22 protein-coding genes are annotated in these 23,222 nt (G+C 37.9%); 6 read left to right on the top strand and 16 right to left on the bottom strand.

The window, feature by feature from the left end; translation table 11 throughout:
- Nucleotides 1-262: 262 nt before the first annotated feature.
- Nucleotides 263-478 (top strand): DUF6316 family protein, encoded by a 216-nt coding sequence (locus tag ABVT42_RS00860; RefSeq protein WP_353873203.1) that lies wholly within the window; start codon nt 263-265, stop codon nt 476-478.
- A 57-nt stretch (nt 479-535) separates the two neighbouring features.
- On the opposite strand, the gene tcdA is transcribed toward ABVT42_RS00860, so the two are convergent.
- Complete coding sequence (gene tcdA, locus ABVT42_RS00855; RefSeq protein WP_353873202.1) at nt 536-1,327, bottom strand: tRNA cyclic N6-threonylcarbamoyladenosine(37) synthase TcdA; 792 nt, start codon at nt 1,325-1,327, stop codon at nt 536-538.
- Between the two features lie 217 nt (nt 1,328-1,544).
- Here tcdA and ABVT42_RS00850 point away from each other — a divergent pair, with 217 nt between their 5' ends.
- Nucleotides 1,545-3,317 (top strand): acyl-CoA dehydrogenase family protein, encoded by a 1,773-nt coding sequence (locus tag ABVT42_RS00850; RefSeq protein WP_353873201.1) that lies wholly within the window; start codon nt 1,545-1,547, stop codon nt 3,315-3,317.
- 20 nt (nt 3,318-3,337) lie between these two features.
- On the opposite strand, the gene hda is transcribed toward ABVT42_RS00850, so the two are convergent.
- The 14 genes from hda to ABVT42_RS00780 form a co-directional block, all read right to left on the bottom strand.
- A complete protein-coding gene (gene hda / locus ABVT42_RS00845; protein ID WP_353873200.1) occupies nt 3,338-4,033 on the bottom strand; it encodes a DnaA regulatory inactivator Hda in 696 nt (231 codons plus the stop codon).
- A complete protein-coding gene (locus ABVT42_RS00840) occupies nt 4,034-4,630 on the bottom strand; it encodes a CDP-alcohol phosphatidyltransferase family protein (protein WP_353873199.1) in 597 nt (198 codons plus the stop codon).
- Nucleotides 4,627-5,907 carry a DUF2066 domain-containing protein gene (locus tag ABVT42_RS00835; RefSeq protein ID WP_353873198.1) on the bottom strand — a complete coding sequence of 427 codons (1,281 nt, stop codon included), beginning with the start codon at nt 5,905-5,907 and terminating at the stop codon, nt 4,627-4,629. The genes ABVT42_RS00840 and ABVT42_RS00835 overlap by 4 nt, the downstream gene beginning before the upstream one ends.
- 358 nt (nt 5,908-6,265) lie before the next feature.
- On the bottom strand, nt 6,266-7,438 hold the full coding sequence (locus tag ABVT42_RS00830; RefSeq protein ID WP_353873197.1) for an FAD:protein FMN transferase: 1,173 nt from the start codon (nt 7,436-7,438) through the stop codon (nt 6,266-6,268).
- 81 nt (nt 7,439-7,519) lie between these two features.
- A complete protein-coding gene (locus ABVT42_RS00825) occupies nt 7,520-8,461 on the bottom strand; it encodes an AgmX/PglI C-terminal domain-containing protein (RefSeq protein WP_353873196.1) in 942 nt (313 codons plus the stop codon).
- Between the two features lie 5 nt (nt 8,462-8,466).
- Nucleotides 8,467-8,979, bottom strand: coding sequence for an ExbD/TolR family protein (locus ABVT42_RS00820; protein WP_353873195.1), 513 nt, complete (start codon nt 8,977-8,979; stop codon nt 8,467-8,469).
- Complete coding sequence (locus ABVT42_RS00815; RefSeq protein ID WP_353873194.1) at nt 8,979-9,539, bottom strand: ExbD/TolR family protein; 561 nt, start codon at nt 9,537-9,539, stop codon at nt 8,979-8,981. The genes ABVT42_RS00820 and ABVT42_RS00815 overlap by 1 nt, the downstream gene beginning before the upstream one ends.
- Before the next feature lie 43 nt (nt 9,540-9,582).
- Complete coding sequence (locus ABVT42_RS00810; RefSeq protein ID WP_353873193.1) at nt 9,583-10,320, bottom strand: MotA/TolQ/ExbB proton channel family protein; 738 nt, start codon at nt 10,318-10,320, stop codon at nt 9,583-9,585.
- 163 nt (nt 10,321-10,483) lie between these two features.
- Entirely contained in the window at nt 10,484-10,948 is a 465-nt protein-coding gene (locus tag ABVT42_RS00805; protein WP_353873192.1) for a hypothetical protein, read from the bottom strand.
- A gap of 30 nt (nt 10,949-10,978) precedes the next feature.
- Entirely contained in the window at nt 10,979-11,713 is a 735-nt protein-coding gene (locus tag ABVT42_RS00800) for a tetratricopeptide repeat protein (protein WP_353873191.1), read from the bottom strand.
- Nucleotides 11,697-14,597 (bottom strand): tetratricopeptide repeat protein, encoded by a 2,901-nt coding sequence (locus ABVT42_RS00795; protein ID WP_353873190.1) that lies wholly within the window; start codon nt 14,595-14,597, stop codon nt 11,697-11,699. The genes ABVT42_RS00800 and ABVT42_RS00795 overlap by 17 nt, the downstream gene beginning before the upstream one ends.
- Nucleotides 14,594-16,525 (bottom strand): tetratricopeptide repeat protein, encoded by a 1,932-nt coding sequence (locus tag ABVT42_RS00790; RefSeq protein WP_353873189.1) that lies wholly within the window; start codon nt 16,523-16,525, stop codon nt 14,594-14,596. The genes ABVT42_RS00795 and ABVT42_RS00790 overlap by 4 nt, the downstream gene beginning before the upstream one ends.
- A 19-nt stretch (nt 16,526-16,544) precedes the next feature.
- The gene (locus tag ABVT42_RS00785; RefSeq protein ID WP_353873188.1) at nt 16,545-17,072 is read right to left on the bottom strand and encodes an AraC family transcriptional regulator; all 528 of its coding nucleotides are present in this window, start codon (nt 17,070-17,072) and stop codon (nt 16,545-16,547) included.
- A gap of 549 nt (nt 17,073-17,621) precedes the next feature.
- Nucleotides 17,622-18,095, bottom strand: coding sequence for a TlpA family protein disulfide reductase (locus ABVT42_RS00780; protein WP_353873187.1), 474 nt, complete (start codon nt 18,093-18,095; stop codon nt 17,622-17,624).
- A 479-nt stretch (nt 18,096-18,574) separates the two neighbouring features.
- Between ABVT42_RS00780 and ABVT42_RS00775 the strand changes: the two genes are divergently transcribed.
- Nucleotides 18,575-20,326 carry a hypothetical protein gene (locus ABVT42_RS00775; RefSeq protein ID WP_353873186.1) on the top strand — a complete coding sequence of 584 codons (1,752 nt, stop codon included), beginning with the start codon at nt 18,575-18,577 and terminating at the stop codon, nt 20,324-20,326.
- Here ABVT42_RS00775 and ABVT42_RS00770 read toward each other — a convergent pair.
- Complete coding sequence (locus ABVT42_RS00770; RefSeq protein ID WP_353873185.1) at nt 20,304-21,494, bottom strand: YihY family inner membrane protein; 1,191 nt, start codon at nt 21,492-21,494, stop codon at nt 20,304-20,306. The two genes, ABVT42_RS00775 and ABVT42_RS00770, sit on opposite strands and share 23 nt — an antisense overlap.
- Nucleotides 21,495-21,653: 159 nt before the next feature.
- Between ABVT42_RS00770 and arsC the strand changes: the two genes are divergently transcribed.
- From arsC to ABVT42_RS00755, 3 genes are all read left to right on the top strand, one after another.
- Nucleotides 21,654-22,007: an arsenate reductase (glutaredoxin) gene (gene arsC, locus ABVT42_RS00765; protein ID WP_353873184.1), complete on the top strand. Its 354-nt coding sequence runs from the start codon at nt 21,654-21,656 to the stop codon at nt 22,005-22,007.
- A 67-nt stretch (nt 22,008-22,074) separates the two neighbouring features.
- A complete protein-coding gene (wrbA, locus tag ABVT42_RS00760; RefSeq protein WP_353873183.1) occupies nt 22,075-22,668 on the top strand; it encodes an NAD(P)H:quinone oxidoreductase in 594 nt (197 codons plus the stop codon).
- Nucleotides 22,669-22,755: 87 nt separating this feature from the next.
- Complete coding sequence (locus ABVT42_RS00755; RefSeq protein ID WP_353873182.1) at nt 22,756-23,175, top strand: DUF2069 domain-containing protein; 420 nt, start codon at nt 22,756-22,758, stop codon at nt 23,173-23,175.
- The last annotated feature ends 47 nt before the right edge of the window (nt 23,176-23,222 follow it).

Here is a 23,222-nt window from a genome sequence, read left to right as displayed (position 1 = left end):
TGATAAGTTTAGACCAAATTTATCGCTTTCTCTTTAATAGCCTTTGCGAATTAACGCCAATGCTTAAAGTCTAAATCCGTCTTTATCTATTCTCGATACCTTCACTACACTTAAATACTGGGTTGAAAACGTCGACTCGTTATAGCTTTGATACTTAGATATTTTAAATCTGCAAAAGATCAGCGCCATAAAACCTTAAGCTTACACAGTCAACCTATACATTTTCTACTGATAAGCTTTTACTGAAAAGGGAGAAAATAGCATGCAATATCGCGCAGGAGAATCTGAAAAGTCTTGGTTTCGCAGTGATCGCTACTATCACACCAACGAAGGGTGGTGGTTCACTACGCGGGAGCAATCACAAGAAGGTCCTTTTATATCAAAAAATGAAGCAGAAAACGAACTGATTTTATACATTCGTACTATTCGGCAGTCAAACAATATGCCTCGAAGTTATCGTACAAGCAAAATAGTTTAACTCTACCCTAATTCAGCTATCTTGAAATTTGCTTAATGCAATTAAAGTTTTAAGTGGTTAATCAGACATTTGTTTCTGTGATAAATAATTAATCACACGTGACGCTGCAATCATGCCGAATGTTGCGGTCACAGTAACACCTGCGCCTAACCCGCCACTGCAATCAAGCTTTACACTTCCATCAGGATGATGCTTTGTATGGCAGACACTACCATCGGCCTGAGGAAATAATAACTGTTCCGTTGAATAGACACATTCGATGCCAAATTTACGCTTGGGATTCTTAGAAAAACCATAATGGCGACGTAGCTCACTTCTTACTTTAGCGGCAAGAGGATCTTGTATCGTCCGACTCAAATCAGATAAGGTTATCTTTAGTGGATCAATTTGTCCGCCAGCGCCTCCTGTAGTTATAATTCTAATTTTGTTTCTTTTACAATAAGCAATCAACGCAACTTTTGCTGGGACGCTGTCAATTGCGTCAATCACATAGTCAGGTTTATCCGCTAACAAGATTTGTTGATTATCTGTATGAATAAAATCAGTAACCGGATTAACCTGACATTCGGGATTGATTTTTTGTATTCGCTCTGCCATTTCGGTAACTTTCATTTTGCCGACTGACTCAACATTGGCATGTATCTGCCGATTTGTATTGGTCGAACAAATATCATCCAAATCAATTAAACTTATTGCGCCAATAGCTGATCGGGCTAGTGCTTCGGCAGCCCAACTACCAACGCCACCAATACCAATTACCGTGACTTTTGCCCGAGTTAAATTGTCAAGCCCTTGCTGACCGTATAGCCGTGCTGTTCCACCAAATCTTAATTCACTCATTTGTTGCATAAAACTTCTGCTTTACTGGTTATTAATTTATCTTGATGCGAATAATTCAGGTACTAACCTAATTATTTGACCGCCTTCAATTTTATATCTGTGCCGTTATTATATCATTTCACTTAACGAAACTGATTTAATGAAATTTATATTTCATTACGCTTTTCTGCTTGTACAATCTTGTCTGACCAGATAAATTAGACGGCTTAATTAAGGAGAATTTTTTATGCCACAATACCAAGCCCCCCTCAATGACTTTGAATTTATTCTACATGATTGGTTGAAACTAACCGATCATTATCAAGCAATTGGCGCACAAGATGCTGCCGATCAATCTTTAGTTAACGCTATATTAAATGAAGCTGCAAAGTTTTCAGAAACGTTGCTATCTCCTATTAACTATTCTGGCGATCAACAATCAAGTCAATTGAATAACGGTCTGGTCACTACACCAAGCGGATTTAAGGACGCTTATCAGCAATACTGTGATGCAGGCTGGTCTTCACTGGCTTGCAATCCAGAGTTTGGGGGCCAAGGCCTACCTTTTTCGTTGTCTGCCGCAGTCGCAGAAATGGTCGCTGGCGCAAATGCCTCTTGGAGTATGTTTCCTGGCCTGACTCATGGAGCAATCAGTGCACTTGAGAATCATGCCAATGAATCACTTCAAGCTCAATACTTACCTCAATTAATTTCTGGTCAATGGTCTGGCACTATGTGTCTGACCGAGGCTCATTGCGGTTCAGATTTAGGATTATTAAAAACCAGAGCAACTCCTTCTAAAGATGGAGAATATGTGATTAATGGTAGCAAAATATTTATTTCTGCAGGTGAACACGATTTAGCAGAAAATATCATTCACTTTGTGTTAGCTCGTGTCGATGGGGCGCCCGAAGGTACAGCCGGGATTTCATTATTTTTAGTTCCTAAAATGCTAACGGTTATTTCAGGCAAATCAGTACAGAGTGATAACCAGGTTGAATGTAGCAGTATTGAGCATAAAATGGGGATTAAAGCTTCACCTACCTGTGTACTCAATTTTGATAACTCGCGCGGTTATTTAATTGGTGAACTGAATCAAGGATTAAGCTGTATGTTCACCATGATGAACAAAGCGCGACTGGCGACAGGTATTCAAGGCTATGCCATAGCAGAATTAGCGAAACAAGCCTCATTAACTTACGCTAGCGAACGCCTGCAAATGCGTGCAATTTCTGGCGCAAAAATGCCACAAAAACCGGCAGATCCGATTATTGTTCATGCCGATATAAAACGCATGTTATTTACTCAAAAAGCAATTGTTGAAGGATGTCGAGGATTAGCAATGTATGTTGCAACTCTCGTTGATAAAATTGAATTGAGCCAGCAGCCATCGTCAGATATAGAAAGTCGTCTTGGATTACTGACACCAATTTGTAAAGCCTTCATGTCAGAAACCGGATTTGAAGCTTGCAACTTAGCAATTCAAATATATGGTGGGCATGGATATATTCAAGAATCAGAAATAGAACAACTTGTCAGAGACGTGCGTATTACCTCAATTTATGAAGGTACCAATGGTATTCAAGCGCTCGACCTACTTGGCCGAAAAGTATTAAAAGATAAGTTTCATTCTGTCAATCAATGGCTGACCGAAATTAAAATCGCAACAGAAAATAGCGATGAAAAATTTGTCAATTACGCCCACCAATTACTTGATTACTGTTCACAGTGGCAAACGATTAATCAAAATCTAGCGCAAAAAGTCAGCCAAAATCCTGATGAGATCAGCGCAGCAGCATTTGATTATTTAATGTTTTGCGGTTATGTCAGTGTTGCTCATATTTTCTTACAGCAAGCAAACAGCTTGCAACATAGTTCGCAGTCAGAGTCTTTCAAACAAGACAAGCTGCAACTGCTTAACTTTTATTTTCTAAGACTTTTACCAAGAGCAACTTATCATCAAACGGTTATTAATGCGGGCGCAGAAAGTCTCAACTGTGAAGCCTTTCAGTTAAAGTGATGATTTAAACATTAGTCAGACTAGCTTGCAGCGTTATCTTTGAATATTTCTTTTACTAAGGGAATTGTAATTTTGCGCTGCAAACTCATGCTCGAGCGATCGAGTTTTTCAAGCATATGTATTAATTGATCAACAGAACGACTGTAATGGGTAATAATATATCGACTAACCTCAGCTGATAATTCAAGACCTCGATTAGCAGCACGCTTAATCATTAATTCAATTTTTTGCTCGTCATCAAGTGGAATAAGGCGGTAGATTTCCATTGCCATCAATCGAGATTGAAGATCAGCAAGCTTTGTGGGTGCTTCGTTAAGTGGTAATCGACTAAAAATAATTAGGCTTTTCTTTTCATTATTTAGATTATTATACAAATCAAATAACTTTATTTCCCACTCAGGATTTCCCAAAATGGTTTCAACATTGTCAATACAAATGATATCCATTGTGGCCATACCTTGTAAAATCTCTGGCATAATTGCCGGATTATCAACAGGTAAATAAGCCACGTTCAAATTTTTATTACTAGCTTCGTGACAAACTGCCGATGCCAGATGAGTTTTACCTGTTTCTGTTTGCCCCCAGACAAAAATAAAATCATGGCTATGCGAGTGCATTGATTGCAATCGATTAATCAATTGTGCGTTATGAGCTGATAAAAAGTTAGTAAAATCAGCAGAATCATCGAGTTGAACATTCAATGGTAACTGATACATTTATTGTTCTCGTTGCTGATTTGAAGATTGACCTGACTGCTGTTTACGGCGTTTTATCTCCTGACGAAACTTGCCGCCCCAAACCCACCCATAATGAATACCACTAGCAATAGTTGTAACATAAGTAAGAAGAATTAATCCTTCAATAAATAGCGTTGGCAGTTGATAAAATCCCAGAGAAACCAACAAAGTGGTTACCAATAATAATTGCACAAAGGTATTAAACTTTGACAGATTACTAGGCTGCATTTCATACGGTCCTAAACGGTAATGATAATAGTAGGCACCGACAACAATATAAATGTCACGCACAAATACCACTAATAAAAGTATCCAGCTCAGCTGTTGGTTGTAGACCAATAGACTCATCGTAATGACGAGTAGCGCCTTATCTGCGAGCGGGTCGAGTATGGCACCAAACCGACTAATCCAAGAAAATTGCTTCGCTAAAAAACCATCCAGTGCATCAGAAAAACCCGCAATAACAAATAAGATTAATGCACTAAAATACTGTTCATTGAGTAATACAATCGATAACGGAATGAGTAAAAATACCCGCAGTAATGTAATAAAATTGGGCAAAAAACTCAGATTCATTCAATCCACCGATAATACAACACGACATCTTGCTTTTCGGACAAGAGAGTTTCACTTTGCTTGGAAACTTCTGTCTGTAATGCAATTTCAGTTTGATTTGATGTGACGTTTTGTTCTGATAAAACCTCCTTGTGGTTTTCTGAATTTTCTAACGTTACTTCGCTGTGAATAGTCGAAGAAAGTGGATTCTCAGGTTTTAATTCAGGCGATTTTTCATTAACAAACAAATCTATTGAAGCTGGAGACTCTTCAACTAATTTATTGCCTAATGTAATCCCATCTTTTACACTCTGCACATCACCCAGCAAAGACAAACTGAAGCGAACGACATCAGCACGTAATTTATCAACTTCAACTTTACGAATTGATGATAAACTCTCCAAATAGCGCTGCACGCTTTTATATTGAGAAAAATTTCTTACATTCGATATTTGCATCACAATTTTATGACTTTCAGCCGCCTCTACCACACAGTACTTTTCACAAAGTAGTTCTGCCAAACGATTAACCAGTGTACCTGCCAACTCTTCCATTGATTGTTCAGTAAACTCAATTGTCTGTTCATTACTTTGATTAATATAAGACAGCTTAATTTGCCATTGCTCACCAAAGCGGCTCACTCGGCCGGCAACAACTGCATCGGCCAGATATCGCTCACTGGCAGCAACAACCGGCGTATTAAACCGTCCCCAAATATCACTAATATTAACATTAAGCTGATCTTCTAAATCCATTATAGGCAAAATTACCGGAATTCCTCGACGTTTGGCATTTTTAGCCACTAATTGTGCCAATGAATCTTCGGCAGGGTCATCTTTGATAATTTCTCGCTGAAAGTTTTCTTCTTTAGCTAACCACAATATACTGATAGGCCGATTGCTTCCCCAAATAGGCATACCGGCTTCTTGAATAAGTTCATCCACTAAACGAGGTTCAAAATGTAAGCTCAAATAAAACGGATACTCAGCACGTGTTTTTTGTTCGGTGTTTTGAATATATTCAAACCGCTGTAAATAAGAGGTAACTTTGCGATACGCTTGTTGAGTTTCATAGACACTCAAAATCTGCTGACTGCCACTTTTACGTACCAGCACCTCTTTTAGCCCGTTTAATGCGGCTTCCCAGCGTACTTTATTTGATTGGTCGGTTACCGCAATTTCAACCTGATATAACCCCTCAACTTCAACCGCTTGAATATAAAATGAAAACAAGCCAAAACTTAGTAAAAGCCAAGTTGTTGAAATTTTGTTCAAGCCAAGATTTTTTAAATTTTTCATAAAATGCCTAAATTCAAACGGGATGCCAATAATAATCTAACTCGCATATTGAGCCAATAGTTCTGCAACAGTTATTAAACGGATTAAGTGCATGATAATGCCTCATTAACCCGATAAAAGATGGGATATTTAAGGTGATTCAACAGTAATTAATCAATTCATAAAAAATATTGATTCAACAGATATTAATTAATCATTATTGATGTCGTTCAAGGATAATCAAGATATTCTCTTTCAATAGCAACAATTCCAATAATCTAATAAGTTGATAACTCAGTGAGTGAGTTTATCAAATAGCCTACCTCTTGATGCTTGTTTTGATGCTTCTTTTAGTGTTTCTATCGGTCAGTTATCAGTTTTACTCAACAGCAGCTAAATCTTCTGAGACAAATAACTTTCCATTTTTGTCCACCATAATTGCCGATACATCGGGCATACTATTGATGAGCTTCATACCTTCACTCACCCCAAGTACAAAAATGCTGGTCGACAGCGCATCAGCAGTTGTCGAATCTTTAGCCAAAATAGTGGTACTTCGAATCGCTCTTACTGAATCCCCAGTTTTTGGATTAATAATATGATGGTATCTAACGCCCTCTGTTTCAAAGTAGCGCTCGTAATCACCCGATGTTGATACCGCAACAGCTTCTAACGGTAAATTAGCCAATAGTTTTTTGTCGTCGCGCGGATGCTGAATACCGATATACCAAAGCCTATCATGCTTTTTGCCAATAATGCGGCTGTCGCCTCCCGCATTAATATACGCATTTTTTACACCAGCACGCATTAAAATTGCCATACACTGGTCAACCGCATAGCCTTTTGCAATGCCTCCAAGGTCAATTTTGACACGTTTATCACTAAAAAAGATGCTGTGCTTTTGCTTATCGAGCTGGATATTATGAAAATTAATCGCACCTTTTAATTGCTCTATTTGCTTGATTGTGGGCTTTTTATGTTCTCTGAAGTCGTATAAATAACCCACACTGGAAAAACTGATATCAAATGCGCCACGTGTTAGTTGAGAAAAGTACAAAGACTTTTCGATTAATCGAAATAACTCAGGCGAAATAACGGTTGCTTTGACGGCGGCCTGTCGATTAATCAAAGAGAGCTCACTGGCCGGTTTATATGGACTCATTAATTGATCAATTCGATGCATTTCAGCAATAACTTGTTGGATAAGTTGCTCCGCTTGTTTCTCATCATGCCATTCAAACTCCACTTTAGCCTGGGTGCCCATAACAGCAAATGCCTTTTCAAACCATTGTGATTTTGGCTGCTTTAATGCGGTTTGTTTTTTATTCAGCTCGTTTGTACTTGATTTATTTACACTCGATTTATTTTTACTTGAGTCGTTAGTGTCTAAAATATTGACACTTGGACTGTTTGCAGCGGAACTGGTCAAACGGGAGGCTGTCATATTAGAAACAGACAAATTGACAGATTGTGAAAAAGCAGTCTGCATAAAACTCAATTGTACTAAAGCCTGAAGTAACAAAATCCCTGAAATTTTAAGTAACTTTGTCATCGGCACAGGCCTTATTGTTAGTTTTTTAACGCAAACAGCTTAGATTGATTTGGCACAAATATGATAATTGATTCCGCAACACTAATTATTGGGGAAAAAATGAATCATGTAAGTGTCATTCCAATCTGCGACATTCATTGCTCCAAAGTTAATTCGTTTAACTCGTGCAATAAGTCTTTTCTCTAGCGCAGCATTGTTCAGCTCACTCGATTCAATACTGCATTTCGCAACAGTACCGTCAGCAAGTATTGTTAAGCGAAAAATAACTCGCCCTTGAATACTCGGATCTTTGCGCAGCTCACGATGATATAGTGCAAAAATAGCGGGTTTATGTTTTTCAAACGCCAGTTGAATATTTTCAGTACTTCGCTTCAAATTACCAGCTCGGTTTTTACGCTGAGTATTAGCAACGGCTTCACCAATTTCACTTTTTACCTGGGTAGTATTTTGACCTGCCAAAGTACCAGTTCCCGAAGATTGGCTTGCGGTTGCAACTTGAATACCACCACTACCTTGAGTTGCTTTTTTAGAAATGATTGACCGTGTTACCTTTTCAGCTTTACCCGTATCATTTGATAAGCTCTGATTTTTACGCAAATCATTCATATCATCTGGGTCGCGTAAATCAGCTAACGCATCAAAAACGGCAATGTGCTTTTTAGCAACCTCTTTGGCTGTCTTTTTAGGCTCAGGCTTTTTCTCTTCCGGTTTTTTCTCAGGTTCTTTTTCAGGCTCTTTAGGCTTTTCTTCTTCCGGCTTTTTCTCTTCTTTAATTTCGGGTGGTGGTGGAGGTGGCTTAACCTCTTTCTTTTGTTCCAGCACAATTTTAACCAAGCGTGGAGGAATACTCGTTTGCCGATTTCTATCTGGCTTTTCAAGGGGAATAAAAGGAATGATCAAACTCAAAAGTATACTTGCGACCAGCAAACTAATTAAAATACGCCGAAACCGCTGAGATTCTTGTGGATCACTTTCCCAAGGTAAAATAGGTGTTACGGATGTAGTCAATAAATAACTGGCCATATTGCTTACCTTGTGCCCGCTTGATTATTTGAATCGGCGCGTTTCATGACAGCCATAGAAATATTGGTATAATTTGCCTGACTTAAAGTGGTCAATATTTTACGCAATAATCGGTAGGGGATTTCTTTGTCGCCCATCACAGTTACTTCCAATCCTTCTTCAGGATTTGCAGGCTGCCAGCTTTTAGACGATTGAAATTTCATTTCTTCCAATAGCTCTGGAATAACGGCTTCTTTTGTCGCCAATATTTTATCTACCGTAGTAATCACACGACCTTGAACTAAAATCTGCTGGTTATTCACCAATACAATTACCGTTTCTTTAGGCAGTTGCTGTGCCGTTGATTCAGGTAGTTTTATGGCTTTACTACTCGGCAATTGTTGTACATTAGAAGAATTAACTAATAAAAAGAATACTAAAATGGTAAATATATCCATTAAGGAAACCAGATTTAATCCACCACTTCCAAAACGCTTGTGGTGTCTTTCCATGCGAGCGGCGCGATAGGATTTTTTCATCACAAACTCCCCTCTGTTCCTAACTGAGTCTGACTATTATCGGTTTCAGGTGGAGCATCCCCCATCGATATATTGGGAAATAATTCGCCTTGAATCAAATTTCCTTTTTCATCTAACTCTCTTTCTTCTCGTACAATCAATCTGACAGCATCCATTGTTTGCACTAACGTATCGTAACTAGTGTCCATTTCCATTAAAAGTGTCACACTGGTATCAATATTAAATTCAGGGTGCGCCTTAACGGTTTGCAAAAATGTATTTAGACCTTGGAAATCATAACCATTTTCAGTATTGATTATGCGCTTTAACAAACCTGAGTTTCGCTCCATCACATCAAATTTATCTTTACGAATAACAACTTCTAACGCCTTTGGCGGCTTTTCTTCTGAAGGTATATCTTCACTAACACCAGCAGGTAAATTTAGATTCAAAATAGAAATTTGTGAAAAAACTGCTGTAATGAGCAAAAATGGTACTAACACCACCATTAAATTCATAAAAGCAGTGATGTTAAGTTCTGCATTATTTTCTCTTAACTTTTTCGATTTTCGTCGAAACATAATATGACCTGTTAGAGTAGTAAGTTAAAACTAATGACGCAGGTTACACATTACGTGTTGGTGGCGTTTTAGGCTTTGCTGGCTCATTAGGTCTGGCATCACGAATTAAATTCACAAACTTGACTGAGGCCATTTCAATACTATCAACAATTTCCGTAGTTTTTGTTTGTAAATAAGTAAAGGTTAATAATAATGGAATAGCTGCCATCAAACCAAATGCGGTTGTATTCATGGCAATTGAAATACTCGCCGAAAGAATATTGGCTTTTTCTGCTGGATCAACATTCGCAACCGCGGTGAAAGCTTTAATCAAACCTAAAATAGTCCCTAACAATCCTAATAACGTGGCAATGTTGGCAAATGTTGCTAGATAAGGTGTACGCTTTTCTAACCGTGGTAAGATTTCCATTAACCCCTCTTCCATTGCCATTTCTAAATCATCATGGCGTCTGCCCTGTCCAACTTTTGATAAACCATAAGCTAAAATACGACCAATGGCTGATTTAGAGTTGTTGGCTATTTCAAGCGCTTGACGAAAATTGCCTTGATTAAGCACCGGCAAGAGTTTTTTCCAGGCCGATTGATTTTTCGCTTTCATCATATTTAAAAAGATAAACCGCTCAATCGCGATAGCGACCCCAAAAATAAAAACAAACATAATGGGATACATAAATACACCACCATCCTGAAAAAAAGCAATAATGGTGGTGAATAATCCTGGGTCTGATTGCTCAGCCGCAGACAGTAATTGATTGGCATTGGCAGATTGTACTTGAGCCATATTAATCCCCTAAAGGCTGGATTTTGTGATTAACAAACAAGATAAAGGTTATTATTGAAAGTTGCTTGAAACCTTGTTGTTTTATTCTGACAACTTTCGCGCATTTAGATATTGCTAAATTAGATATCATAATAGCGATAATTAACGCATTTATCCATAATAACTATTTGACTTCTTTCATATTTGCGGACTGTTCAACTTTTTCCGCCGTTAACTGGTAATAAAACTTAACTTGCTTAGAAAAAACTTCAGGATCAACCGGCGCATAAATTTCATCAACTAAACGGGATATTTGTGGCGGTGATACCTGTGTTTTATTTCCCTTCCAAGGAATAATATATAGGACATTCGGCAAATTTCTAGTACCCGAGACATTCATACCAAGCACTGTCTCTTCAATTTTTACTGGCTGAGCACTATTTACTTGTGTTGTTAGCGTAGTTTCTCCCTGGCCCGTTTTTGTTTCAGCTACTTCTTGCGTTTGCTCTACCATCTGTTCTTGTGCTGTCACTTCTTGAGTATCATTTTTTATTGGTTGATCATTAACAGCCAGTGCATTGACCATCAATAACGAGCCACTACTAATTAGCCATAAAATGCTAATAAATTTTATACATTGAGCTTGCATGCTATCACCCTTTAATTTGCAAATATTCATCTAATTTGCAGGTATTCGCCTTTTTAAATCAAGAATCCAATTATCAATTTTTGGATTTACCTGTGGTTGCGCCGAATTTTTTATTAACAGACGATAATTCTCATAATGCGCTAATGCCAAGGGTAAATCATATAAATATATATCCGCTAAAATCGCCAGGTTTAGATGAGACTCAACATGATCAGGATACACTTTTATCGCCTGTTGATAAGCTTGAAGTGCCAAATTAAATGCTCCTTGTTCACGTAACACCATACCTTTTAAATTAAGTGCATAATAGTTTTGAGGATTGATAATTAAACATTTTTCGAGTGACTTTAGTGCTTTGTCCCATAGTTTTTGCTGGTAATAAATTCTTGCTATTCGATAACTAGGGCCAGATTGTCCAGGATATTGTGACTGTAATTGCTGAAGCTTTTCGATTGCTTTTTGATAGTTCTCAGATATAAGCAAATTAGTCTGCTGATATGCTTGTTGCAATTGTTTGGGAATTTTAACCTGCATAGGATCAACAGCTTTCTCAAAGACTTCAGACTGCCCCGATGTTTGTTGCCCTGGTGTTTGTTGTGAGTCTGTGGTTATGTTATCTTGGCCAATCAAAGGATCACCCGTTTGCGAAGATTCACTTGGCGATTCTTCCGCACTTGAACGCGTTGGCACATGGGTACAAGCAGATAGCAAACATACCAATGTCAGCCATATAACAAAAGCAATCTTGTTAAAATTCAATGGCATTCATTGCCTCCAATTGCTCTTGCTTATCATATTGCACAGGCTTAAGCTTTTTTAATGCATCAAGACTTTCACGAACTGATTCATCATAAATATTATTAGCCGTTCGCTTAGCATTTACTTCAAAAAACTCAATCGCTTTATCTTCAAATGGTAACGCTTGCTCTTCAAGCAAAAAGCCGTATTCTTCCAGCTCTTCTTCACTTAAGCCTTTAGGCCGTTGTGAAGACATTAAATCGCTCGACAATAGCTGATAAATTTTTGCGACTTTATGCGTGCTAGCCGTCGTAAAACGCGCAACATTATATTTGGCAATTGAGTTATAAGCATCAAGTGCTTTTTTCATTGCTACTCGTTTTTTCTTCAAACTACTAGCTAAAGGTAATTTCAATTTTATTTGACGATAAGATTCAAACAATGGCTCACTTAATTGATATTTAGATTGAGCCGCTAAAAATGCAGTTCGGGTATTATTTTTATTGGTATTCTTGGCATAAAACTGAATAATTTTTTGTCGCCAAAAGTCACGCTTTTCAAAATCACCGCGCTCATCGTAAAGATTGACCAGATTAAAACGTCCTTCCTGCGCTAATAAATAAGGTTCAGGATAATCCCAAACATATTTTTTAAATGCAACAATCGCCTGTTTCTTATTGCTGGCTTTCAAATAGAGTTCAGCAACACGCCAATAACCTTCACGGGCGAGTTGGGGATCTTTTTGTTCGGCAGATAAGCGCTGATATTCAAGCGCTGCTTTGTTCCAATTTTGCTCTTTTTCGTATACCAATGCTAATTTTTCGGGAATGCCTTGGCTTAATGCATGTTTAGGATGTAACTTTCTGAATGACTCTAACAGTTGCGCCGCTAGCTGCCATTGCTCTGTTTGTAAATAAAGCGCAGCGGCATCATAATGAGCATTGATTGCAACACTTGATTGTGGTTCGAGTTGCTTTACCTTTAAAAATAACGCTATTGCTTCTGCAAATTTATTTTCACTTTTAGCCGTATCCGCTAGTTGGTATATCGCTTCGACTCGGCGCTGGCGAAAACTATTGCGCTGTTGAGTTGTCAACTTAACCTCTTTTAACAACTGACTGATAGCAACCTCAGCTTTAGCAAACTGTTTTAGATCGAATAGTCCATTAGCAATAATTATATGCGCGCGTTGTTTTTGTTCATTACTAATAGCAACAGGCGATTGTAACAATAGCTCACTACTGTCAATTGCCCCTTGAATATCTTGAATTGATAATTGCTGTTCAGCGACACGCGAAATTATCTGTGGTGTTTGTTTATCAGTTGAAAAAGTTTGTGCAAATTTAAGCCCACTTTGAATTGACGGCAGAAGCTTTTCAAGATTTGTCGCAGTTTGCGGATATTGAATAGCCTGATAAGCCAATAGCGCTTTATATCCAGCATCTCTTGAATATTGACTCTGTGGATTGTTATAACCGACCGTTTCAAATTCTTTCGCCGACATTTCAAACTGACCACCATCAAATAGTGCTTCAGCCATTGCATAACGATATTGGGAGTCAACCTGTGGATCATTAAATGTGAGTAAAATTTCTCGATACCACTTAGCAGCAATTAAATAATCTGCCGGCTTTTTCGATTTTTGTGCAGCTGCGTGATAAAAACGCGATATATCATCTAAGTGTAATTTCAACAGAACTTTCAGATCATCAATAACTTTGCCAGAATATTTCAACCAAAATGCACTATTACGACCGTAAGTCACAACAAAACTTTCTTTGGCAGGCAAAATCAAACTCGGAAAACCACCTTGTCGATATATATCAATCACCTTAGTATGAAACTCTGGTGCAGATAAGGACACGGGATATTGTTTAATAAAAGTCAAATAAGTATCTGCTGCATCTTGAAATCTTTCCTGCTCAATATAAAGTTGAGCTAGTGCATCATAAATCTGATCTTCAAACGAGCGCTTTCCATGAACTTTAAAATAAGCTTGAATAGATTCTGCGCCATCTTGATTATAAAAAGACAAACTAATTACTCTGCGAGTGTCTTTAATTAAGTCAGCGAGTAATTTATTTTTCATTTGACCAGCTTGTTGCTGATACAAAAGCCTTTCATATAAAACGAAAAAATCATTTAAGGCTTCCTGAAACAAACTTTGTTTAAATAAAGACCAACCGCGTTTATAAAGCGCTTTATCATAAAAGTCAGAAGTAACACCTTTTTGAATAACCTCGGTATAGGCTTTTTCAGCAGTTTGGTAATCTTTTCGAACAAAATACGCCTCACCACGTCTAAATTGACTTTCTAAATAAGACAAGGACTCATTATGCGTAATCGCTATTTGATCGAGAATTTCCAGTGATGATTCCGGTTCACTATTCAGCGAATAAGCTCTAGCTAATTGATATTTTACTTCATCTATCGCTTCGTATTCTGGAAACTCGATGGCTAACTGCTGATAAAGCATAATCGCTTTGGCAAATGTTGCCTGTTGTACGGCTAGCGATAATTGTTGAAGGGATTCCTGATTTGTTACGGCAAGCTTTGACTCAGCAAGCCGCATGGTTAAATCGGCCAGTCGATGTAATGCTTCTTTTCTGATTTGCGAATTGCCACGAGTTAATAATCTCTCGTAGCTGGCAATAACGATTTCGGGTTCAATTGATTGAATTGCAGAGGTTTCAACCTCGAGGTCTTCTTTTTTGTCTATAAAACTAACGCGCGGGTCTACCTCAGCAGGTGTTAATTTTTGTAGCGGAACAATTCTTTTAATATTGGCACAGGCAGCAATCAACAAAACCACAGCTAAAGAAATTACAATGCGTAAACCAAGCTGTTGCAAGTACTGCAAACTTGCTTTTGGCAAGACTCTTATAGCTCGACATTTATTCAACTTCATCATTCGAGCTCCGGTATTTTAAGCGCTTTTTCATGAAGTCTTGCAACAGATAAGTCTGACTGTAGCAAATAATAATCTAGCGTTGCTTTTCGTTTATTGAGCACAGCAATAATTTGTGATTTAAGATCTTCAGCTTGTAAAGTAATTTGCACTTTTATTTTGTCTCTTAATGATAAGAGCTTGTTCGCAGCAACATCAATTTTTTGTTGATAGCCATCAAACCGTCCTGCTGCTTTTTGACGAGCATTTGCCAAAGAAAATTTGCGATTTTGTAATTCCTGTAAAACCGATTCAATCTGATTGATTTCTTTTTCAAGTTGCCAGATTTTTTCCGTTTTGTTTTCTTCAAATTGCCATTGCAATACACCCTTTGCACGCTCAGCTTTTAAACGCTGGTCATCGGTCAATAATTCGCTGGGAATAATACTTAGCTTTTGCATTAACGAGTTAATTCGCTGATGAAGTTTTAGCTGTTTTTCATTTGCAATAACATGCAGATTTTTATTTTGCTTCACATCATTTAAGTGACTTTTCATTAGCTCAAGTTGCAGCGTATATTGATCGAATGCTCCTTGATTCAAATAACTATCAACTAAGGGTAATTTTTCTTGAAATCTTAATTGATTGGTATCCAGAATATCGGTAAATGCTGGTAATTGACTTTCCCAGTAGGATAATATCTGGGCTAGCTGTCCGAGTTTCTGGTAGCTTCTAAACCCTTCATTAAAATGATGCTGGGAAATTAATTCAAATAAGTAGTAATCGTATTGATCCCCAAACAGTTGCGAATCTTCTACTCCCTTATCGCTAAGTTCAGGCGCCTGATTAACAATTTGACTAACAAATGACTCGATCAATCCTTCATTATTAATTTTTAATAATAATGAATCAATTAAGTCAAGTTGCTGTTGGTATTGGGTTGATGCATTAACATAGTGCTCTAAAGCCAGTTGCATTGCGTTCAGTTTTTGGTAGGCATATGGCACTGCGAGCAATACTTCTTGTACGGCAATATCACGAATGTCTCGTTTGTTTAATTCCAACCAAAACGATAACGCTTTACGATAATTACCTTCTTCACCATAGCTCCACCCCATTCCTAAGAGCGCCTTATTTGATGAAGGCGACTCAAGGCGAACTTGATTTAAATATTCCCTAGCTTCAGTAAACTGCTTTTGTGCCAATAGATAATAACCCAGAGCAATGTTCGCTTTATCATGCAATCCTTTTACCACCGGATCTTCCTTATCGGTAGCACGAATATTACTTAAAATCGGCTGCGCTTGTTCAAATTGTCCTTCACGTAACCATAACATGCCCAAATTAAACTGACTAAATGCAGACAATTGAGAATTTTCACTAATAAGATCAAGCCACTCTCTTGCCTGTTGTTTATTTCCATGACTGACAGCAATATTGCTTAATATCACCAAACCTTCATCTTTCAATTTGCTATCAAGCGTATCGATAATTCGACTTAAGCGAAATTCGGCCTGTTTTAAATCTCCTTGCTTGTAGTGTAGCTTACCTAAATAAAACTCAATTTTTGAGAATAATCCAGATTGTAGATCAGCTTCTGTCAGCAATTCATTAAAGATTTTCTGCGCTAACGTTAGCATTCCCAGATCAAGATAGATAACACCGGAAAGCAGCCTTGCACTTTGCGTATGATTATTCAGCGTATTTTGTTGTTGAGCAACGAGAATACTATTTAGCGCATTGATAGGCTTACCCCGATAGTAATCAAATAAAATATTACCATAAGCTAAATCTTCAATGATGACTGGCTTCTTGAAATCTTCCGCAGACTGAACAGTCTGATTATCAGTAACCGTTTCAGATTGATTGGCTGCGGGTAAAGATAAACAGACAGAAGTTAATAGACTAGCACCAGCGAACAGAAACTGTCGTGATATTCGAGAAGACTTCATAGATAACATCTCGACAATTTTACCATTCGATAACTTTTAGATCGGGCTGCTGCTTAGTTGTGTTATCCCGAATTTGAATTTCTAAAGATTTAGCGTCACTGCCTTTTTCAAAATCAAAAGCGACAGCATTTCGATATTCTCGATTGTGAGGGCCTATGCCGATTAAAATGGCGACAATCTGATGTTTACCGGTGCTTAAGTTTCCTAAATACAATTTTTGAATTGCACCCCGATGTAGTGCATCTACGTCATTTTCAGTATATAGGTAATGAGTAACGTCCTTATCATCGATTTTTATTTTAACATGATCAAGCTGAAAAAACTGGCCAACATCGATAGATAAATACACGGCAAGTTGAGTCGAAGCAGGAAAAAGTAGATCTTCTTCTAAAATAAACAAGTCACGATTAACATTGAGTACTTCTTTTTTTAATGCTTCAAGCTTATCTGCTGTTGTTTGCTCTGTTTGCTCACTTTCTGCATATGCCATGAGTTTGCCTTGACTCAGCAACATGCATACAACAAAAAGCGTCATTAAATATTTCATTCCAACCCCAATCAACTATTTAAGTTAAGCCCTTGTCAAGTTAAGCCCTTGTCAAGTTGGGCTCTTGTTTACTTGTGCTTATTGACCGATTTTATACTGCAACAAATTTTATACTGCAACAAAAAGGTGTGGTCGAGTAAATTCCAGTTAAATTCAATAGATTTGGTAATTATTCACAATTTTGTTATTGTTGAATCGCCAACATTCTAAAGCCTCAAATTCACACCTAAGCCCATAGCCACAAAGCTTTATAATCACTATTCCAAACAACTTTCAGTCCCAGCGTTTTAATTAATTAACGCCTCTCAACTTCAGCTTAAATCGGGCTTTATATCGAAAAACCAAACAAAGGTGCAATTTATTCAAGATAACCTGAGCTTTTTGCTTCATCGACGGAAATCTATCAGTAACCATTAAACCAGACATCATAACCAAATTCTATTTTATCGCAGCATATAATAAAATAATTCATACCAGTACTCATTTTGTCGATTGCGGTACTTTAATTCAACTACGCCATTGAAATCTCTATGTAAAGAAGAGTCAACGCTATTTATTTTGAGCTTTTAAAATTGCTGCATTTAAAGATTCGTAGGTTTGCGTACCAACTAGTTTTGCTACAATTTTTCCATCCGGGTTAAGTAAATAGTTAGTTGGCAAGGTAGGAGGCAACTCAAATGGCAAAATTGGGACAGGTTCGGTAGCAATAACAGGGTATTCAATCTGCCATTTTTTTACGGTATCAGTTAATTGGTTTAAGGTAAGTTGGTCATAACTGACCCCAATAACTGTCACTTTAAATGCTTGCTCTTGGTTTGCCAGCTTGTTGAGTTCTGGAATTTCTTCCAGGCAAGGAGAACACCACTCAGCCCAAAAATTAATAATCACCCACTGGCCAGAAAAATCATCGAGAGAATAACTTTTGCCATCAAGCAGGGTAAATTGTCCATTTTGAGTGCAGCCAGTCAAGATAAGACCGAATCCAAATAGAATTGTGCGAATAAAATATGCTATAGTTTTCATGTTTTCAGTTGATTTACTTAATGATATCGTATTGATTTTGAATAATTTTTAATGACACAATACCACTCATAAGAAAATTCAGTGGATTCGTTGAAAAATTGGACAATTAGCAAAAAAAGAGATATAAACAGCAATTCTTTTATAAGTAATTCAAGTATTGTCATGAGCAACAGGTCCAGTTGCTATACTCTTGTAATGTCCTTTTGATTAATACGTTGGCATTAGTTTAAAAATTTTATGCAAATCGATTACAAAATTCATTAATTTGCAAATTTAACTAATACTTCAACTAATACTAAAGTCGTACCAATTTAACCTAATGCGATTTAGCAATTTAACATTCACTGACTTTTGGCGTTATTGTGTTTAAATTATTTTATTAGTAGACAAACGATTATTATACACAGCATGATAAAAGACACTAGACTGACACACTATTTTATTGCGACGAGTTATTTGGGAGTATTTTAAGGTTTCATATGGATAGTCTCAGATTAACTATTCCCTCACAGCAGGAAGGCCAGCATATTCTGGTCGAAACTGACCGGGCCAAGCTTTCCGATTGGTTACTGTCGCTGCCACTAGCAGATATGTCTAAAACGTTGCCCGAAATTACACGCGCAATATCGAGTCTTAACCGAACTGAAATGCCTTTTAAACAAAGAGCCGAGCTAGTGGAGTTATTCGATGCCAGTTACCAGTTAATTCACGATAGATTTCGTCCCAAAATTACTATTAGCAGCAAAACATCTCAAGTTGAAAAAGACAATCTAAATAAACTGCATAATTTTACGCGCGAAATGGCCTTCGCCCACAAGATTATTGTCAACGACTCACAACACAAACGTCAATTTTGGGGCAAAAATAAATTTAAAGTCAAAGCGATTGGCTTTGCCATTTTTTATCTCGGTATCATGCTCATCGAGCAATATGAAAACTACACCCCTATTCCCATTTATTTGTGGCGTGAAATCAATGCGCTGTTTGCCCATGCTGGACGCGATAATATCGAACATGCAGAGTTTGAAGTTACTAATTCTCATTGTTTAAATACGATTGAGAAAAATTACATTCGTAACTGTCTATTGGCTTTATCCGATCCTTACCATCTTGATAAAGGCGAACATTGGCAGCTATTCTTTTATTTACAAAACTGGATACATTTGGCACATATTTCAGAAGATCCTGATGATTTTCGTAAAGAAGAATGTTTTATTATTGATGTCACTTCTGAAAACAAACCCAGTTTTGTAACCAGTGAACTCGATGATCCGGAAGATCCAAAAATTCGCTTATTACTGACTTTTGATTTATTACGACAAATCAGTTTTGATTTAGAAACGTTTAACGATAAAAATAGATTACCTGATAATACCTTTCATAAGTCAATTTCTCATATTACCGCCAAATATCTCTGGGAACATATTGCCAAACATTGGCGTCACCGTATTGAACGTTCGTCTCGTCGCTACCCTATTGTGACTAAAGTTGATGTCATTTGGGGTATTGATAATATTTGTCGTATTCTGGGAAGAATTGAACAAAATAGCGGCGTATCGCTCTCTTTCAACGAAATTGAAGCGTTAACTGAAATTCAAACGGCCGAGCAGCTTTCGTGGGATGCAATCAATGTAAGTAGTGGCGGGATAGGCTTATGCTCTCGCCGTTATATGATTCCCAATATTAAGTTGGGAGACTTAGCATTTATTCGAGAATATATGGATGGCTCACCAGCGCCACACTGGCGTCTGGCAGTTTGTCGCTGGCATACTGGCGATAAAAATAATGGAACCATGTTAGGCTTAAAATATATTGAAGGCCGCTATCACCCCGTGAGATTAATTCTTTATCAGGGTAGAAATGAAAAAGGTGGACAGGCTGGCATAGTCGTTTCTGACACCGTAATTGAAGGCAGTAACTCATCAACCATTATTACCTTGCGTGGTTCACATAGTGAAAACCGGGTTTATGCAATGCTTGGCATGGACAAACCGGTTGAAGTACGACCTCGATTAAAAGTTGAAATAACGCCCTGCGTGGAGCGCTTTTTCTTTCAAACTTACGAGTTGCGCGATGAACTGGCAGAGGAAGTTCAGGATGAGGTATCTGATGTGATCCCTTGGACATCAATTCCTCATGAAAAAGGCGATATTCTCGATAGTTTTGATGACAAGTCAGATGATAATTTTCCCAACAGTCTGGACGACCTTAGATTACCAGGCGACCATTAAGCTGTTTCTGAATAGTGACAATTATCTCATTTAATGAGGCTTTGCTGGCAGCTGACAAAAAGCTGCTTTCAACTTGTGCTGGTGTAGGAAAATGACGTCCAGCCAAATTGAAAACTAATTCAAAATCAAGTTTATCTGCATTTTTAATCATACAATATGATTGCTCATGTGTTTGCGCAATCACTTTGGCAGCAATCAACTTTTCTATCCAATCTTGACTGACCCGTCGACCAATTGTCTCTCTTAATTTTTTTAATTGCTGTTCACTAATCACTTCTCCGGCTCGCTGCGCCTGCGCAAAACATTGTAATAACCCGATTAATTCGATTAATGGGTGCAAATTTTGACGTACTTCTTCTGGTTCAAATGCATCCAATGCATGACAAATTTCCGCCCCAAATAAAACAATGCTCCAGCTCAAATAAATCCAGATTAAAAATAAAGGTACGGCCGCCAACGCGCCAAAGATTAATTGATAAGTCGACACACCTGATACAAATACACCAAACGCAAATTTGGCGATTTCGAACAGTGTTGCAGTTATCAATCCGGATAAAGCCGCATGCCAGACACGAATTTTTCGATTAGGGATCACATAGTACATCACACTAAATGCTATTGATGCCATTAAAAATGGCAGCCATAAAGTAAGCCATTGTCCTTGCTCAACCACATCAGAAACAATCGGTAAGGATTTAATATAAGAAGTAATCACCAAACTAGAACCCAAAAATATAGGCCCTAAAGTCAATACCGCCCAATACACTAATAAGGTTCTTACAAAAGATTTGGTTGATTTTGAATGCCAGATTTTATTAAAACTTTGGTCAATAGTCCGCATGAGTGCTAATGCAGTAATAATTAACATCACGGATCCTAATCCTGACAACCCCCGCGCTTTACCGACAAATTCGCGAATATATTGCTGTACGGTTTCACCGGTACTAGGAACAAAATATTGGTAAAGCCAAGTTTGTATTTCTTCACCCAAATTCTGAAAACTTGGAATAAAGGCTAATAATGCAAAAATCACCGCAGTTAGCGGCACAAGTGCCAAAATACTAGTAACAGTCAATTCTGCCGCCACCGAAGAGCTTCGATTGAACGAATATCGCTCAAAAACATAACCAATCAACGCCAACAGGTATTTAACTCTTTTCTCAATCACAACTTCACCCTAAAATAACTCTCTTTTAATCGGTAGTCGATATATCGTAAATTGGTGATAACAGTCTGACTGGCTCTATTATCTCAATTACCATCAACAAACAATGTAACATTAACCTATCGTAAACCATACTTCAAAACAGCTTAAGGTGATAACGCTATGGCCAAGTTTAAAATATATCATAATCCTCGTTGCTCAAAATCACGACAAACTCTTGATTTATTACATGAAAATGATGCAGATGTCGAAGTCATTGAATATCTGAAAACACCGCCCACTGCCGAAGAGTTAACAACTATTTTGGCTTCACTAAAATTATCACCGCAAGCATTAATGCGCAAAAAAGAAGCTGAATACCAAGCGGCAGGCCTTAACGACGAAACCTTATCTGAAGCACAACAAATTCAGCTAATGACTGAGAATCCTAAGGTGATCGAACGCCCAATCGTAGTAAAAGGAAAAAAAGCAGTCATTGGGCGACCGCCAGAAAATGTGCTGGTATTTTTTAAATAAAGTGACCAACTTTAAGCACTTGTTTTAAATTTCACTTCTTCCCTAAGGCAAAAAACCAAGGCAGCCCATGTCAGCACAAGTATTGATTTTATATTATTCTCATGGTGGAAAAACCCGCCAATTGGCTCAATTAATTGCCAGAGGCGTTAATCAGCTAGGAGCACAGGCCGTACTGAGAACGGTACCAACGGTATCTGATAATATTGAAAAGTCACAAAGTGCAATCCCCGAACAAGGTGATTTGTATGCCAGTCAACAAGACTTACTGACTTGCGATGGATTAATCGTAGGCAGCCCCACCCGTTTTGGTAATATGGCAGCTGCGCTGAAATATTTTATTGATGGTACCAGTGAGCTTTGGATGCAAGGGAAGTTAGCCGGCAAACCTGTTAGCTGCTTTACCTCAACCGCCAGTTTGCATGGTGGACAAGAATCAACTTTACTTTCCATGATGATTCCATTTTTACATCACGGGATGCTGATCTGCGGTTTACCTTATCGCGAAACAGCACTGTTACATACCACAACAGGCGGCACCCCTTATGGCGTTACTCACTGGTCAGGAAATGATAATCAACATGCTATCAGCGAGCATGAAAAGCAACTTGCCATAGCGCAGGGTAAACGAGTTGCGGAGTTTGCCATCAAGTTAAAAGATTGAAGATTTAGCCAGCAATAATTTAACATCATTAAACTTCATTAACTTAAGCTTTATTTTTTAAGCGCAGTACGAGTAAATTACTGACCAATGAGTATTGATAATTTTAGTCATCCAGTTCAACCAACATCGCGTATGCGATTGGCACACCGTTTAACATTATTCAGCTATTTCGGATTAATTTTATTAATTCCGAGTTGGAATTTATGGTGGTATCCATCGACGCAGTTCTCTAACCTTACACTAACCTTCATCTGGATATTCCCATTATTATTTCCGCTCGCTGGGTTAATAAAAGGCAAAGCTTACACTCACGCTTGGTCTGGTTTTATTGCAGTTATTTATATCTGCCACGGTCTAACGGCACTTTTAACAAATCCTCAAGAATTACCGGCAATTTTGTGCGAACTATTATTAAGCAGCATTTTTCTTTTTTCGAGTATGTATTTTGCTAAGTGGCGTGGCGAACAATTGGGGTTGCAGCTCCCCAAAAGTAAATCAAAAGAGTAAAACATAAATCATTGACAGCGATGCCACTGGCAAAACGCCAATGGCAA

The sequence above is a fragment of the Aliikangiella maris genome, assembly GCF_040719265.1.
Taxonomy (GTDB): Bacteria; Pseudomonadota; Gammaproteobacteria; order Enterobacterales; family Kangiellaceae; genus Aliikangiella; species Aliikangiella maris.
This window is presented reverse-complemented; position numbering and strand designations above follow the sequence as displayed.

Coding starts and splice junctions, on each gene's coding strand:
- ABVT42_RS00860 (WP_353873203.1), top strand. CDS start 263: ATGCAATATCGCGCAGGAGAATCTGAAAAGTCTTGGTTTCGCAGTGAT.
- tcdA (WP_353873202.1), bottom strand. CDS start 1,327: ATGCAACAAATGAGTGAATTAAGATTTGGTGGAACAGCACGGCTATAC.
- ABVT42_RS00850 (WP_353873201.1), top strand. CDS start 1,545: ATGCCACAATACCAAGCCCCCCTCAATGACTTTGAATTTATTCTACAT.
- hda (WP_353873200.1), bottom strand. CDS start 4,033: ATGTATCAGTTACCATTGAATGTTCAACTCGATGATTCTGCTGATTTT.
- ABVT42_RS00840 (WP_353873199.1), bottom strand. CDS start 4,630: ATGAATCTGAGTTTTTTGCCCAATTTTATTACATTACTGCGGGTATTT.
- ABVT42_RS00835 (WP_353873198.1), bottom strand. CDS start 5,907: ATGAAAAATTTAAAAAATCTTGGCTTGAACAAAATTTCAACAACTTGG.
- ABVT42_RS00830 (WP_353873197.1), bottom strand. CDS start 7,438: ATGACAAAGTTACTTAAAATTTCAGGGATTTTGTTACTTCAGGCTTTA.
- ABVT42_RS00825 (WP_353873196.1), bottom strand. CDS start 8,461: ATGGCCAGTTATTTATTGACTACATCCGTAACACCTATTTTACCTTGG.
- ABVT42_RS00820 (WP_353873195.1), bottom strand. CDS start 8,979: ATGAAAAAATCCTATCGCGCCGCTCGCATGGAAAGACACCACAAGCGT.
- ABVT42_RS00815 (WP_353873194.1), bottom strand. CDS start 9,539: ATGTTTCGACGAAAATCGAAAAAGTTAAGAGAAAATAATGCAGAACTT.
- ABVT42_RS00810 (WP_353873193.1), bottom strand. CDS start 10,320: ATGGCTCAAGTACAATCTGCCAATGCCAATCAATTACTGTCTGCGGCT.
- ABVT42_RS00805 (WP_353873192.1), bottom strand. CDS start 10,948: ATGCAAGCTCAATGTATAAAATTTATTAGCATTTTATGGCTAATTAGT.
- ABVT42_RS00800 (WP_353873191.1), bottom strand. CDS start 11,713: ATGCCATTGAATTTTAACAAGATTGCTTTTGTTATATGGCTGACATTG.
- ABVT42_RS00795 (WP_353873190.1), bottom strand. CDS start 14,597: ATGATGAAGTTGAATAAATGTCGAGCTATAAGAGTCTTGCCAAAAGCA.
- ABVT42_RS00790 (WP_353873189.1), bottom strand. CDS start 16,525: ATGAAGTCTTCTCGAATATCACGACAGTTTCTGTTCGCTGGTGCTAGT.
- ABVT42_RS00785 (WP_353873188.1), bottom strand. CDS start 17,072: ATGAAATATTTAATGACGCTTTTTGTTGTATGCATGTTGCTGAGTCAA.
- ABVT42_RS00780 (WP_353873187.1), bottom strand. CDS start 18,095: ATGAAAACTATAGCATATTTTATTCGCACAATTCTATTTGGATTCGGT.
- ABVT42_RS00775 (WP_353873186.1), top strand. CDS start 18,575: ATGGATAGTCTCAGATTAACTATTCCCTCACAGCAGGAAGGCCAGCAT.
- arsC (WP_353873184.1), top strand. CDS start 21,654: ATGGCCAAGTTTAAAATATATCATAATCCTCGTTGCTCAAAATCACGA.
- wrbA (WP_353873183.1), top strand. CDS start 22,075: ATGTCAGCACAAGTATTGATTTTATATTATTCTCATGGTGGAAAAACC.
- ABVT42_RS00755 (WP_353873182.1), top strand. CDS start 22,756: ATGAGTATTGATAATTTTAGTCATCCAGTTCAACCAACATCGCGTATG.